The sequence below is a fragment of the Hydrogenophaga sp. genome (assembly GCF_011772445.1).
GTDB lineage: Bacteria > Pseudomonadota > Gammaproteobacteria > Burkholderiales > Burkholderiaceae_C > Hydrogenophaga.
Genome location: NZ_WVZN01000003.1, coordinates 74,975 through 87,489, shown reverse-complemented (window position 1 = coordinate 87,489; position 12,515 = coordinate 74,975). Strand labels below are relative to the sequence as shown.

The 12,515-nt window shown below is 64.3% G+C and carries 14 protein-coding genes and 1 pseudogene; 9 read left to right on the top strand and 6 right to left on the bottom strand.

Going from position 1 to position 12,515, the window contains the following annotated elements:
* Positions 1-19 precede the first annotated feature (19 nt).
* Positions 20-1,474 carry an aldehyde dehydrogenase gene (locus GTO19_RS00810; RefSeq protein ID WP_291016686.1) on the top strand — a complete coding sequence of 485 codons (1,455 nt, stop codon included), beginning with the start codon at positions 20-22 and terminating at the stop codon, positions 1,472-1,474.
* Between the two features lie 80 nt (positions 1,475-1,554).
* Here GTO19_RS00810 and GTO19_RS00805 read toward each other — a convergent pair whose 3' ends face one another.
* Positions 1,555-1,863 carry a hypothetical protein gene (locus GTO19_RS00805; RefSeq protein ID WP_291016685.1) on the bottom strand — a complete coding sequence of 103 codons (309 nt, stop codon included), beginning with the start codon at positions 1,861-1,863 and terminating at the stop codon, positions 1,555-1,557.
* A gap of 78 nt (positions 1,864-1,941) precedes the next feature.
* On the opposite strand from GTO19_RS00805, the gene GTO19_RS00800 reads away from it, so the two are divergent.
* Complete coding sequence (locus tag GTO19_RS00800) at positions 1,942-2,409, top strand: helix-turn-helix transcriptional regulator (protein ID WP_291016683.1); 468 nt, start codon at positions 1,942-1,944, stop codon at positions 2,407-2,409.
* A 283-nt stretch (positions 2,410-2,692) separates the two neighbouring features.
* Here the strand turns inward: GTO19_RS00800 and GTO19_RS00795 are convergent, their stop codons facing one another.
* Positions 2,693-4,063, bottom strand: a complete 1,371-nt coding sequence (locus GTO19_RS00795) for a site-specific DNA-methyltransferase (protein ID WP_291016681.1) — start codon at positions 4,061-4,063, stop codon at positions 2,693-2,695.
* 99 nt (positions 4,064-4,162) lie between these two features.
* Between GTO19_RS00795 and GTO19_RS00790 the strand changes: the two genes are divergently transcribed.
* On the top strand, positions 4,163-5,047 hold the full coding sequence (locus tag GTO19_RS00790) for a DNA adenine methylase (protein WP_291016678.1): 885 nt from the start codon (positions 4,163-4,165) through the stop codon (positions 5,045-5,047).
* Between the two features lie 297 nt (positions 5,048-5,344).
* Positions 5,345-6,400, top strand: coding sequence for an HNH endonuclease (locus GTO19_RS00785; protein ID WP_291016676.1), 1,056 nt, complete (start codon positions 5,345-5,347; stop codon positions 6,398-6,400).
* A 144-nt stretch (positions 6,401-6,544) separates the two neighbouring features.
* Here GTO19_RS00785 and GTO19_RS00780 read toward each other — a convergent pair whose 3' ends face one another.
* Entirely contained in the window at positions 6,545-6,973 is a 429-nt protein-coding gene (locus GTO19_RS00780) for a hypothetical protein (RefSeq protein ID WP_291016674.1), read from the bottom strand.
* 124 nt (positions 6,974-7,097) lie between these two features.
* Between GTO19_RS00780 and GTO19_RS00775 the strand changes: the two genes are divergently transcribed.
* From GTO19_RS00775 to GTO19_RS00765, 3 genes are all read left to right on the top strand, one after another.
* Positions 7,098-7,664, top strand: a complete 567-nt coding sequence (locus GTO19_RS00775; protein WP_291016671.1) for a dihydrofolate reductase family protein — start codon at positions 7,098-7,100, stop codon at positions 7,662-7,664.
* A 111-nt stretch (positions 7,665-7,775) separates the two neighbouring features.
* A complete protein-coding gene (locus tag GTO19_RS00770; RefSeq protein WP_291016669.1) occupies positions 7,776-7,979 on the top strand; it encodes a type II toxin-antitoxin system VapB family antitoxin in 204 nt (67 codons plus the stop codon).
* Positions 7,976-8,383, top strand: a complete 408-nt coding sequence (locus GTO19_RS00765; RefSeq protein WP_291016666.1) for a PIN domain-containing protein — start codon at positions 7,976-7,978, stop codon at positions 8,381-8,383. Before GTO19_RS00770 ends, GTO19_RS00765 begins: the two co-directional genes overlap by 4 nt.
* A 48-nt stretch (positions 8,384-8,431) precedes the next feature.
* Here GTO19_RS00765 and GTO19_RS22360 read toward each other — a convergent pair.
* Positions 8,432-8,650 (bottom strand): annotated as a pseudogene (locus tag GTO19_RS22360) (DNA-binding protein); the annotation flags it as partial.
* 220 nt (positions 8,651-8,870) lie between these two features.
* Here GTO19_RS22360 and GTO19_RS00755 point away from each other — a divergent pair.
* On the top strand, positions 8,871-10,196 hold the full coding sequence (locus GTO19_RS00755) for an NAD(P)/FAD-dependent oxidoreductase (RefSeq protein ID WP_291016663.1): 1,326 nt from the start codon (positions 8,871-8,873) through the stop codon (positions 10,194-10,196).
* 38 nt (positions 10,197-10,234) lie between these two features.
* Here the strand turns inward: GTO19_RS00755 and GTO19_RS00750 are convergent, their stop codons facing one another.
* Both GTO19_RS00750 and GTO19_RS00745 read right to left on the bottom strand, forming a co-directional pair.
* The gene (locus GTO19_RS00750; RefSeq protein WP_291016661.1) at positions 10,235-10,978 is read right to left on the bottom strand and encodes a class I SAM-dependent methyltransferase; all 744 of its coding nucleotides are present in this window, start codon (positions 10,976-10,978) and stop codon (positions 10,235-10,237) included.
* Between the two features lie 86 nt (positions 10,979-11,064).
* Entirely contained in the window at positions 11,065-11,982 is a 918-nt protein-coding gene (locus tag GTO19_RS00745) for a LysR family transcriptional regulator (RefSeq protein ID WP_291016659.1), read from the bottom strand.
* Positions 11,983-12,110: 128 nt separating this feature from the next.
* Here GTO19_RS00745 and GTO19_RS00740 point away from each other — a divergent pair, with 128 nt between their 5' ends.
* Positions 12,111-12,515 carry a RidA family protein gene (locus GTO19_RS00740; protein ID WP_291016656.1) on the top strand — a complete coding sequence of 135 codons (405 nt, stop codon included), beginning with the start codon at positions 12,111-12,113 and terminating at the stop codon, positions 12,513-12,515.

The following is a 12,515-nucleotide window of genomic DNA, read 5'->3' as shown; positions in this document are numbered from 1 at the left end:
ACAAGCTCAAGGAGAACCCATGTCCGACCTGTCCATGCTCATCAACGGCCTCAAGGTCACCGCCGAAAAAGGCGCCACCTTCGAACGCCGCAACCCGCTCGACGGCAGCGTGGCCACCCGCGCCCCCGCCGCCAGCCCGGCCGACGCCGTCATGGCCGTGGAAGCCGCCGCCGAAGCCTTCAAGACCTGGAGCGAAACCGGCCCCGGCGAACGCCGCGCCCTGCTGCTCAAGGCCGCCGACGCGCTCGAAGCCAAAACGCCCAAGTTCATCGAAGCCGTGGCGGCTGAGACCGGTGGCACCGGCATGTGGGCCGGCTTCAACTGCTTCCTGGCCGCCGGCATGATCCGCGAGGCCGCCGCCCTCACCACCCAGATCTCGGGCGAGCTCATCCCCTCCGACATCCCCGGCAGCCTGGCCATGGGCGTGCGCCAGCCCGCGGGCGTGGTGCTCGGCATCGCACCCTGGAACGCGCCCATCATCCTCGGCGTGCGCGCCATCTGCGTGCCCCTGGCCTGCGGCAACACCGTCATCTTCAAAGGCAGCGAGAACTGCCCCCGCACCCACCAGCTCATCGTCGAAGCCTTTCAAGACGCCGGCTTCCCCGCCGGCGTGGTGAACTACATCACCAACGCCCCCGCCGACGCGGGCGCCGTCGTCGAAGCCATCGTGGCCCACCCGGCCGTGCGGCGTGTCAACTTCACCGGCAGCACCAAGGTCGGCAAGATCATCGCCATGACCTGCGCCAAGTACTTGAAGCCCGTGGTGCTGGAACTGGGCGGCAAGGCGCCCATGGTCATCCTCGACGACGCCGACATCGACGATGCGGTGAACGGTGCGGCCTTCGGCTGCTTCGCCAACAGCGGCCAGATCTGCATGAGCACCGAGCGCATCGTCGTGGACGAGAAGATTGCCGACGAGTTCGTGAAGAAGTTCGGCGACAAGGCCCGCAACCTGCCCGTGGGCGACCCGCGCAAGCCCGAGCCCGTGGTGCTGGGCTCCGTCATCGGCATGAACACGGTCAACTTCTGCAACGAGCTCATCGACGACGCCCTGGCCAAAGGCGCCAAGCTCGTCTGCGGCGGCAAAAGCACCGACACCCTGATGCCCGCCACCGTGCTCGACCACGTCACGCCCCAGATGCGCATCTACCGCGAAGAAACCTTCGGCCCGGTGAAGTGCATCGTGCGCGTGAAGAACACCGAAGAGGCCATCGCCTGCGCCAACGACAACGAATACGGGCTCAGCGCCTCCGTCTTCGGCAAAGACATTGCGCGCGCCTACAACGTGGCCCGCAAGATCGACAGCGGCATCTGCCACGTGAACGGCCCCACCGTCCACGACGAAGCGCAAATGCCCTTCGGCGGCGTCAAGGGCTCGGGCATCGGCCGCTTCGGCGGCAAGGCCGGCATCAACGAGTTCACGGAGCTGCGCTGGATCACGGTGCAGACGACGCCGCGGCATTACCCGTTCTGAGTTGAACTGAAGGGGGAGCGAGGGAGGGGAGGACGAAGGCCCTGGGGCGGGAGCTCCGGGGCCTTTGGTTTGGGCGCTACTCAGCGCGAAGGCCTCCAACCCACCTCCAGCCATCGCAAGGACCAACTCGCGTGGTTGTCGCCTTGCCAGTCAAGGCGCGCGAGGCCGATCAGATCGTCGGGCGGGATTTCAGCTAGCAAGTCCGCCAGCGTGGCATCCCACGCCACCAGCGCGGTCTGAGGCACCTTGCGACCCTGGAAGAGCACCTTGTGGACGACCAGATACCAATGTCTCTCCAGGGTCAGTGTGACCACGCGCCAATACTGCTGACTAGGCGCAACCGCAGAGGGATGCAGGAACGGAACGAACGCGGCTGAGGTAACGAACATGCGCAGACTCCCAAAAACGCGTCGGCATTGTGCCCTAAATGCCGCCACCCCTGCGGGTTTGGTCTCCACACTTTTTCGGTGCCTGATCAAGCGTCCGAAACCTCTCCCGCGCGTGGCCAGTTGGCCAGGAACCTTGTTGCTCTGCGTGCGCAAGGCAACTGGAGTACTCGCGCGCTCGCGGAGCAGGCCCACGTGGACCGCCGAATGATTCAGCGTCTGGAAAGAGGGGAGCTCAATGTGTCCTTGGGCACGGTGGATAAGTTGGCTCGTGCTCTGGGCGTGTCCACAGGTTCACTGCTCGGAGCGCGGCCTGTGGCTCGACAGGAGGCTGACAACTTGATCGAGGCTCTGCTGGCGCAGAACCTTGTCGCAGCAAGGGGGCGCTTGATGCTGACTCAGGAGATGTTGAGTCAGCGATCCGGCGTCAGCAGGCCAGTCATCGCGCGCATCGAGCGCCAAGCGAGGAACCCTTCGCTGCAGACACTTGAAAGGCTCGCGGCGTCGCTCGCCTTGTCGATGGCGACGCTTCTAACGAGTTCGAATTGATGTCGTTGCTGCTTTCAAGATCCGCGTGCCCGCTGGGTTGAGGGAACGCGGTGGGATCGGGCTCGTTCCGCGCATGCGCTGCTGCTGAACCTTCAACTCTTCACCGGTAAGGTATCGACGTGGCTTCCTAGTTGGTTAGGCCGGTGAATGTCTGTAACTGCCCCCGGTAGCCAGCGCCAGGCTAGAAAGACCACTGATTCGAGGGTGAGCTATCCCTGCCAGCGGTCTCGACTCATCATCGGGAGTTAGGCCAGCCAGGGCGAGCCTCGCTTCAAACTTGCATTCAGGAATTCAGTAGTTCGGCCTGAAGACCCCGTCTGAGGCGAGGCACTTGTTCACTTGATGAGCGCGCTAGCTGTCGCTTGATGGTCTCTGCTTGGTGGCGTCTGGACAGCTTTCCGAATCTGGGGGTAACGTGAACAATCTCGAAACTCCCACCTCCGGTCCAAGAAGTGATGTCGGTTACCCCTCCGGAATCTGTGCCGCCAACCACGCGTTGCATTCTCGGCAACAGGAAATCCAAGATTGTTTGCGTGTTGCGCTCGGCGATCACCCATCGCCGCCGCATCTTGTGGGCCACGGCTGCAGTGGTCCCGCTGCCACCAAAGATGTCGACTACCAGTTCACCCGGGTTGGTCGCAATATGGATGATGCGCTCCAACAGCGCTTCGGGCTTTGGCGTATCAAAAACCTCTGCCTCGGGGAACATGGACAACAAGTGGCGCTTTGCATCGTCGTTTGTGCCGGTATCTGGTGCACCCCACACGGTGAACGGAACAAGCCCTCTTAGCTGATGTGCAAAAAGCTTTAGTCGAGGCGAGCCATCGCCCCCTTTAGGAAACCAGATCCTTCCATCGTCAAGCAGATCACGATAGGTCTGTTGCGTTGCATACCACGAGCGCCCTCGCGGTGGCCGCAACACCTGGCCGGTAGGTGTAACGATGTCGTACTGTTGAGCCCTGCGAAATCCAGGCGCCGTAAAAGGCGCATCGGCCCACGGGCCGCGAGGGTCATCGTCACGGTTTTGCAAGTGCGCCTCATCTTTGATCAGCAGATTGCGCGACGTTTTCCACTTTTTCGGACCACTCGGGGCATACACCAGAATTGTGTCGTGATTGGATGAAAAGGCCGCGCGCGAGTCGCGCGTCGTCTTCTTCTGCCATACCACCGAAGCAACGAATGCGCCTTCGCCAAAAACCTCATCCATTACAGAGCGAGCCCGGTGTACCTCCGAATCATCCAGATGGACCCATACGCTCGCATCCTCGGAGAGCAAGGGGCGCAGCGCAGCCAGTCTGTCTCGCATCATGCTCAGCCACATCGGCCGGTTCATTGCATCGTTGTATTGGCGGAAGCTGCCTTGAGTGTTGAAAGGCGGATCGATGTACACCAGACGAATGCCGCCATCCAACGCCCTGGTATGCGCAGCGAGCGCTTCCAGCGCGTCAAGGCCGTCTCCAGCGACCAGCACGTTTGTGCGGGCGTCCAGGGGGCCATCCGTGAGGGCCTCGAATTTGAGCGGCATGAGCAGCCGGTCGTCAGCCGGCTGCACCCATTCGCAGCCGTCATCCCCGGAGGCTCGCAGTTGCAGCTCCTTGTTCGGCCACATCAGTTGAACATCGGACGGAGGGAACATCATGAGCAGTGCGAACAACGACTAGCGGCGATACTGGGGTTATTTACAGGATATCATGAGGCATCACCTCCGAGGTGAAAGACAGAGCCACAAGAAGAATCCATCCCGGCTCCTAGCATGCCTTCACATCCATCAGACAGCGCGCAGCCCGAAGAGCTCCCGATCAAACCATTCATCCGGTGGGTCGGTGGCAAATCAAGACTCCTTCCTCGTATCCTCCCGCACGTTCCGGCGGACATCAAGAACTACTACGAGCCATTCTTGGGTGGAGGCGCTGTTTTTCTTGCCTGCGCGGCGCGCGTATCGGGTCGTGCGCGGTTGGCCGATCTAAACGAGCATCTGGTCGCGGCCTGGATCGCGATGAGGGACCATCCATCGGCGCTACGTCCTCTTCTCGACTGGTATGCGGCGCGCGACTCCAAGGAGTTCTACTACGAGGTACGTGCGACAGTACCGGTAGCGCCCCTTGAAAAGGCTGCGCGGTTCCTCTACCTCAACGCGGTCTCATGGAACCACCTCTGGCGTGAAAATTCGCGAACCGGCGCCATGAATGTGCCTTGGGGTGATCGCAGTTTCAAGGGCATCAGCGAGGCGACGATGACGTCGGTCCGGCGGGCATTGGTACGTGCGGACATTGTTGCGGGCGACTTCCGCCAAGTGCTCGTGGGTGCAACGCGTGGCGATTTCGTCTATCTCGACCCGCCATACCTGCCCGTCTTCTCGCGCCCCGATGTCGAGAAGGAGCCGACTGCGAAATTCAACAAGTACACAGCCAAGACATTTGAGTTGGCAGACTTAGTCGAGCTTGCGAAGATCTGCGCAGACCTGTCGGAGCGTGGCGTGCACTGGGTCATGTCTAATCGGGACACAGAGGTCGTACATGCGTTGTTCCCACGCGCGGAGATCATCCGTTTTACTACGCGACGTGCACTGGCCGCGCAAAGCCGTCGAGAAGTAGAGGCACATCAGTCGCCAGAAGCCATCATCATTGGGAGGTTCTAGATGCCTGCGCACCCTGTCGAGTGGGTTCTCGTTGTTCACTATGGTACGTCGGCTCATCGAGCAACCTATGGACGCTTAAGCGGTACGAAATACACGAAGGACTACATTCAGCTTTCCCGAACGAGCGAGTTTCTCGACGCAGTGAGGCGCCTTTTTCCTGTCGATGTAACGGGTGCTGAGTCTGTGCCGCTCACTTACCAGTGGCCTGCTGGAAATGCTCAAGGCGCGCTCGTATTTAACTCCGCGGATCGACCGCATCTCAAGTGGGGGACCAGCCACGCTCCTGACGCTTGGAAGATGACGCTCAACCCCAGCGACGCGACTGCTGAGACCATCCCCGGTGACCCGACGCATTCCGCGGTTGCTGCTGCCGAGCATGAACTGGCGCTGCTTGCCAGTCGTGGCGCCGGTCAGCCGTACCTTATGGCGGTAAAGCTTCGAGACGAATCAAGAACACTGCACTTACGCGCTTACCTCAAGGATCCGCACGAGCACTTCGCGTGGGCAGACCTGAACCTCGCGCCACCGGAGGTGCGAGTCCTCGCCACAAAGACATCTACGCGATCTGCGCTCGCATGGACGCTGCTGCACAGTGCTGGTACGGCGCCAAGCGCGATTGTGAAGAATGCACTGGCTCGGATCACTGAATCAGCCGATCAGACGGTGGCGATCACTGAACTCACGCCTGACGAGGGTGGCGCGCTTATTGAGTATCTTCGCGCGCCTGGCCATGGCCTGTTCTTTGACCCTGCGAAAAACCACGATGCCTGGGTCCAGACGGCTCCGCTGGCTCCCGGAGTCGCCGCCTCTCTCGATCAACTACTGGATTCTCTGTTGCAGCGATTCCCGGTAATCGCACCGACGGATGCAGCCGCCGAGGCCGCCGAAACGGATCCACAAGAGGTAGAAGCTTTCCGACAAAAGATTGACCAGGGGAGGTTTGAGGTGCCCGATGCCACGGCTACGGTCAAAACCAGGGGCAGCGCACAGAGAGCTTTCGCCGCCGCGGTGAAAGCGAACTATGGCTATCGCTGCGCGATCACCGGCATTGCCAGCAGAGCATTTCTTGTCGCCTCCCACATTGTCCCCTGGAGCCGAGATCAATCCATTAGGCTCGACCCGGCAAATGGAATCTGCCTGTCCTTGTTGGTCGACCGCGCCTTCGAAAATGGCCAACTGCTGATCGAGGATGACTTGACGATTCGGATCGACTGGAGCCGTGTGGGTGAAGACAGCGCACTGCGTGCTCAATTGCAACCATACGATGGGCAGCGCATGTCAGTGCCAAGCAAAGGTGCGCCGCAGCCGAGCTATCTCCAGCGGCGGCGATTTCTATTCAAGCCCGCTCTCTGACCAACGCATGTAGAGCGATCGCGCAGGAGCGCCCATTCGTTGACCTAGAAAGTTCCTGTTCTCGGGTGTGCTCAGGTAGTTGGCCAGGTCGTACAGACTGCGCTGTTCCATGATCGAGCTTCATGAACGTGTGCCGGCTTGACTTCACACCCTCATAGCCCCCCAAGTCGTCGTCTTCGCAAACGCCGCAAACTCCCGTTTCGTCGCCCCCACCTTGCTCTTGCGCGTCCACGTCTCGCCCGTAGGCAACTGGTAGGTCACGCCGATCTCGGGTGGATTGCCCTCGCTGTCCAGGTCCCCGCGCTCCTTGGCCCGTCGGGGGCTGGTGAAGCCGGCGCCTTCCGCCAGTTCGGCCAGCGTCTCCTCCGCCTCATGGCTCTTCATCATCTTGATGAGGTGGATGACAGCGTCCTTCTTCGTCTTGCCCATGTGCGTGAGCTTGTCCGACAGGAAGTTGAGCGTGGACTCGAATTCCTTCGTCGACTGTTCCTCGGCTTGCCGCATCAACCGCTCCGCGTATTCGCGCAGTTCGGTGGAGCTCATTTTGGTCGTGTCTTTGGCGGGGTTGATCACCACGGGTTCTCCTACGACGATGTGTGGGGTGAGTGCGGGAAAGCAGAATTCCGCAGAGTCTATTCCTTCGGGCATGCTGGCCCGGTAGCCGCCCACCCCCGCCATCCACCCGCTCAGGAGCCCCATGCGCCCGCTTCGTTACTCCATCAACATCTCCCTGGACGGCTGTTACGACCACGAGGCGATGGGCCCCGATGAAGAGCTGCACCGCCACGCCGCCAACACCCTGGCGCAGGCCGACGCCCTGCTGTTCGGGCGGGTCATCTACGGCCTGATGGAGAGCGCCTGGCGGCCCGTGGCCGAGACGGGCGTGCGGCCCGAAGGCATGCCCGAGTGGACGCTGCCCTTCGCGCAGACCATCCACGCGGCGAAGAAGTACGTCGTGTCCAGCACGCTCGAACGGGTGGATTGGAACGCGGAGCTGTTGCGCGGCGACCTGGGGGCGGAGGTGCGGCGCCTGAAGCAGGAACCGGGCAAGGGCCTGTACGTGGCGGGCGTGCAGTTGCCCATGGCCCTGGCGCAACTGGGCCTCATCGACGAATACGAGTTCATCGTGCACCCGCGCCTGGTGGGGCGTGGGCCCACGCTGTTCGCGGGGCTGCCCCAGCACGTGGATTTGCGGCTGGTGGGGCAGAAGGCGTTTCGATCGGGGGCGGTGGTGCTGCGGTATGAGCCGGTGCGTAGCGCCTGATGCCGCCGGACGTGCACAGCTTCCCCATTCCCGGCTTGGGGCCGGTCATTCGTCATGCGTTCGTTGCGACACGGTGGGTGGTTGTGTAGACTGCAACTCAAGGAGCTACACATGGCCACCAATCTCGCCCTCGATCAAGATCTCCTGGAGCGCGCTTACCGCGTCAGTGGGGAGTCCACCAAAAAGGCCGCAGTCACGCGGGCCTTGCAAGAGTTCATTGCCCGCCGAGAGCAACGCCGCGTGGCGGAGCTCTTCGGAAAGCTGGACTGGGACACATCGTTCGACCACAAGGCGGAGCGGACGCGCAAGCGATGAGCATGCTTGTCGACACGAGCGTATGGTCGTTGGCCCTGCGCCGGGACACCGAGCAGTCCGAGCCTCAGGTTGTGGCCCTGCGGGAGGCATTGATGGGTGCGGATCAGGTCTTCACGACGGGGTTCGTGCTGCAAGAGCTGCTGCAAGGCTTTGCCGGGCCGAAGGCCCGCGCGCAGTTGGTAGAGCGCCTGTCTGCCCTCGCATTCCTGCAGCCGGACCGGGACGACCACATCGAGGCCGCGGAGGTTCGAAACGCCTGTCGCCGTCGCGGCGTGCAGATCGGAACAATCGATGCACTGCTCATTCAGCTGTGCCGGCGACATGATCTGGTTCTGTTGTCGACGGACCTGGACTTTCAAGGTGCCGCGAAGCACGTCGAGTTCAGGCTCTGGGCCGCGCGGTAGGTGGCGGGCTGGTGGCCAAGTGGCCGCGCCCGCTTTGAAGCTTTACGCCCCCGCGTCTTTGGCCACCTGCGTCATGCCTTTGGCGCGTGTGATGTCCCCCAGTGCACGCGCGATCCCGGCCGCGTCGTCGGGCGCCTCGGTCAGCCAGGCGTCCAGGTAGCCCGCCATGTCTTCCGGGGTGCTGAGGTAGGCCGCCACGTCGTAGGGCCTCGTCTTCGTACCGGCTTTGCGCTTGCTGACGGTTCCGGCGGTGTTGGCTTTGCGCATGGCGCTCACTCCTCGTAACCTTTGGCCAGGGCAATGGCCTTGGCAATGTTTCTGACTTGGTCATTCGACACCACCCCCTGTTGGCCAATGGGTGGGGGGTATCAGGGCAAGCGGGCTCCGCGCGCCACGGTCGAGTTCCCATACTGTCGGACAGCGCGGCCACTCCGGCGTGGTATTTTTTCGCCCGGCCCACGTAGGCCACAACCCGGGAGATGACTCGATGCAAGCTGATGAGAATTGCGACGTGCTCGTCGTCGGCGGCGGCCCCGCCGGTTCCACCATCGCCGCCCTGCTCGCGCGCGAAGGCCGCCAGGTGGTGCTGCTCGAGAAAGAGCACCACCCGCGCTTTCACATCGGTGAGTCGCTCTTGCCCGGCAACGTGGCCCTGTTCGACCGGCTCGGCGTGCGCGATCAGGTCGACAAAATCGGCATGCCGAAGTACGGCATCGAGTTCGTGCCGCCCGACCTGGACTATTGCAGCTACGTCGATTTCGCCGAGGGCTGGGACCCTTCCAAGTCCTCGGCCTGGCAGGTGCGCCGCTCCGAGCTGGACGAGCTGCTGTTCCGCCACGCCGCCCGGTCGGGCGCGCAGGCGCTGGAGGGCGCCAAGGTCACGCAGGTGGCGTTCGACCAGGAAGGCGCCAACGTGGAGGCGCGGCTGGACAGTGGTGAGGCCCGTCGCTGGCGCGCGCGCTTCGTGGTGGACGCCACGGGCCGCGACACGCTGCTGGCGAACCAGTTCAAGTGCAAACAGAAGAACAAGGCCCACAACAGCACGGCCCTGTTCGGCCACTTCCGCGGCGCCCGCCGGCTGGAGGGCAAGCGCGAGGGCAACATCAGCATCTGCTGGTTCGAGCACGGCTGGTTCTGGTTCATCCCCCTGGCCGACGGCACCACCAGCGTGGGCGCGGTGTGCTGGGCCTATTACCTGAAGGCGCGCGACAAGCCGCTGAAGGACTATTTCTTCGACACCATCGCCCTGTGCCCCGAGCTGCACGACCGGCTCAAGCACGCCACGCTGGTGGACGACCAGGTGCACGCCACCGGCAACTTCTCGTACGCCAGCACGCACGCCACGGGCGAGCGCTACCTGATGGTGGGCGACGCCTTCACCTTCATCGACCCGATGTTCTCCTCAGGCGTCTTCCTGGCCATGCAGAGCGCCTTCGACGGCGCGCAACTCGTGGCCACCGCGCTGGACGAGCCCAAGCGCCTGCCCGCCGCCCGCGCCGCTTTCGAGAAGCGCGTGCGGGTGGGCCCGCGCGACTATTCCTGGTTCATCTACCGCGTCACCAACCCCACCATCCGCGACATGTTCATGCACCCGCAGAACGTGTTCAAGGTGAAGCAGGGGCTGATGTCGCTGCTGGCGGCCGACATCCACCACGGGCCGGCGTACCGGGCCTCGCTGAGGATGTTCAAGCTGCTGTACTACGTCGTCTCGGTGCTGAACTGGCGGCGCACCTACGCGGGCTGGAAGCGCCACCGCTTCAACATCCGCGACATGGGGCCGCTGAAGGGCGAGACGGTGATGAAGGCGGAGTAGGGCCGGCTGGGCCTGCCCTCACGGCTGCTCCGGCCACCTCACGGCCGCACGGCCGTGTACTCCGAGAAGACGCCCAGGTCGGTGTGGCGCTTCACCTGCTGGAAGCCCGCGCGCTCCATCGCCTGCATGATCTGCTCGGGCGGGATGCAGGCCTCGATGGTGTCCCAGTAGTAGCGCCACAGCTCGGCGCTGCCGCGTTCGCGGGCCACCACGCGCGCCAGCGTGGGCACCACGCGGCGCATGTAGAACTTCATGAAGGCACGCGACCACCGGCCCGTCGGTTGGCTGATCTCCAGGATCAGCAGCCGCCCACCGGGCCGCAGCACGCGCAGAAACTCCCCCAGCGCGGCGTCCACGTCCGACACGTGCCGGAACGCGTAGCCAAAGCTCAAAAAGTCGGCCTCGCCCGTGGCGCAGGGCAGCTCTTCCGCGCGGCCGGCGCGCAGTTCGGCGCCGGGCAGGTCCACCTGCGCCAGCATGCCGGGGCTGGGGTCCACGCCGATGAGGCGCCCGCCCTCGCCGATCAGTTCGCGGGCCTGGCGCGCCAGCAGGCCGGTGCCGATGCCCACGTCGACCACCGTGTCACCCGCCGCCAGCCCGGCCCGGGCCAGGGCCTGCCGCCGGTACCAGCCGCCCGACCCGAGCGCCATGGCGCGTTCGATGCGGTCGTAGTCGACGGCGGTCTCGTCGAAGATGCGGCGCACGTAGCGCGCATGGTCCGCTTCGTCGCGGTAGTAGGCGGGCAGGGGGGCGTGCGGCAGTTGAAGGGGCGGCTCGATCAAGGTCGGCTCCTGTGGCCATGGGCCAGGCGGGGTGGTCGGAGGGTTTGTCGCTTGCGGCCCGAGAGCATATCGGGGCGAGGGCGTCACTACGGGGCCCCGTGTGTGGGCAGGGCCTTCACCACCTCCACCACCCAATCGATGAACACGCGCACCTTCGCGCTCTGGTACCGGTTCGGTGGGTAGGCCAGGTACATGGGCATGGGGTCGAAGCGCCAGTCCTGAAAGAGCGGCACCAGTTCGCCGCGCGCGGCGTGCGCCTCGGCCATGTAGGTGGGCAGCCACAGCACGCCCAGCCCCGCCACACCCGCCGCCAGGTAGGCGTTGCCGTCGTCCACCGCCAGCGCGTGCCGGCCCAGCAGGCTCAGTTGCTCGCCGTCGCGGCGCAGGGTCAAGGGCAGCACCTTGCCCGTGCGCGCACTCAGGTAGCCCACGGTGCGGTGCTGCGCGCTGTCCAGTTCGCGCGGGTGCGTCGGTGTGCCGGCGCGTTGCAGGTACGCGGGCGCGGCGTACGCGCCGATCGACAGGTCGCCCACGCGCCGCGCCACCAGCGAAGGGTTGGTGATCTCGCCGCCGCGGATCACGCAGTCCACCCGGTCCTCGATCAGGTCCACCATGCGGTCGCTCGCGCCCATGTCGATCTGGATGTCCGGGTACTTCGCGTGGAAGTCGGGCAGCGCGGGCATCAGCACCAGCCGCGCCAGCGGGCTGGGCACGTCCACGCGGATGCGCCCGCGCGGCGAGGCCTGGGCGCTGGAGAGGCTGGTCTCGGCGTCGTCCAGTTCGGCCAGCAGGCGCAGCACGCGCTCGTAGTAGGCCGCGCCGTCGGCGGTCGCCTGCACCTTGCGGGTGGTGCGGTGCAGCAGCTTCACGCGCAGGTGCGCCTCCAGTTGCTGCACCAGTTGGGTCACGCTGGTCTTGTTCAGGCGCAGCGTCTCGGCGGCGCGGGTGAAGCTGCCGGCCTCCACCACGCGCGCAAAGGCCTGCATCGCGTCGAATCGGTCCATGGGTGCCTCCGGTTCGGCTGGGGATTGTTTGGGTTTGCCAAACAGTGATTGTTGGCCTGGCCGGTTTATCCGTGGCGCGCGCGTCCCTAGATTCCCTGCTCCTTCAACCGATTCGTGGAGCCCCCGATATGCACCCCAAGACCCCCACCCGCGACGTGGTGTCCCCGCCCAGCCGCCACGCCCTGTACGACGCGCACCGCTATTCCCCCGCCATCCGGGCCAACGGCCTGCTGTTCGTCTCGGGCCAGGTGGGCAGCCGGCCCGACGGCTCGCCCGAGCCCGACCTGGACGAGCAGGTGCGCCTGGCGTTTCGCAACCTCAACGCCATCCTGGCCGAGGCCGGCCTCAGCTTCGACGACGTCATCGACGTGACCGTGTTCATGGTGGACCCGCACACCCACTTCGAACGCGCCTGGGCCGTGGCGGCGGAGTTCTGGGGCCAGGCGCCCTACCCCACGGCCACCGCCATCGGCGTCACCTGGCTGTCGGGCTTCCAGTTCGAGATCAAGGTGATCGCGAAGCTGCCGACCTGA

What these genes read in the sequence shown, in the direction of transcription:
- GTO19_RS00810 (WP_291016686.1), top strand. Translation starts at nt 20, where the DNA reads ATGTCCGACCTGTCCATGCTCATCAACGGCCTCAAGGTCACCGCCGAA.
- GTO19_RS00765 (WP_291016666.1), top strand. Translation starts at nt 7,976, where the DNA reads ATGAGCATGCTTGTCGACACGAGCGTATGGTCGTTGGCCCTGCGCCGG.
- GTO19_RS00805 (WP_291016685.1), bottom strand. Translation starts at nt 1,863, where the DNA reads ATGTTCGTTACCTCAGCCGCGTTCGTTCCGTTCCTGCATCCCTCTGCG.
- GTO19_RS00790 (WP_291016678.1), top strand. Translation starts at nt 4,163, where the DNA reads ATGCCTTCACATCCATCAGACAGCGCGCAGCCCGAAGAGCTCCCGATC.
- GTO19_RS00770 (WP_291016669.1), top strand. Translation starts at nt 7,776, where the DNA reads ATGGCCACCAATCTCGCCCTCGATCAAGATCTCCTGGAGCGCGCTTAC.
- GTO19_RS00755 (WP_291016663.1), top strand. Translation starts at nt 8,871, where the DNA reads ATGCAAGCTGATGAGAATTGCGACGTGCTCGTCGTCGGCGGCGGCCCC.
- GTO19_RS00745 (WP_291016659.1), bottom strand. Translation starts at nt 11,982, where the DNA reads ATGGACCGATTCGACGCGATGCAGGCCTTTGCGCGCGTGGTGGAGGCC.
- GTO19_RS00785 (WP_291016676.1), top strand. Translation starts at nt 5,345, where the DNA reads ATGACGCTCAACCCCAGCGACGCGACTGCTGAGACCATCCCCGGTGAC.
- GTO19_RS00740 (WP_291016656.1), top strand. Translation starts at nt 12,111, where the DNA reads ATGCACCCCAAGACCCCCACCCGCGACGTGGTGTCCCCGCCCAGCCGC.
- GTO19_RS00775 (WP_291016671.1), top strand. Translation starts at nt 7,098, where the DNA reads ATGCGCCCGCTTCGTTACTCCATCAACATCTCCCTGGACGGCTGTTAC.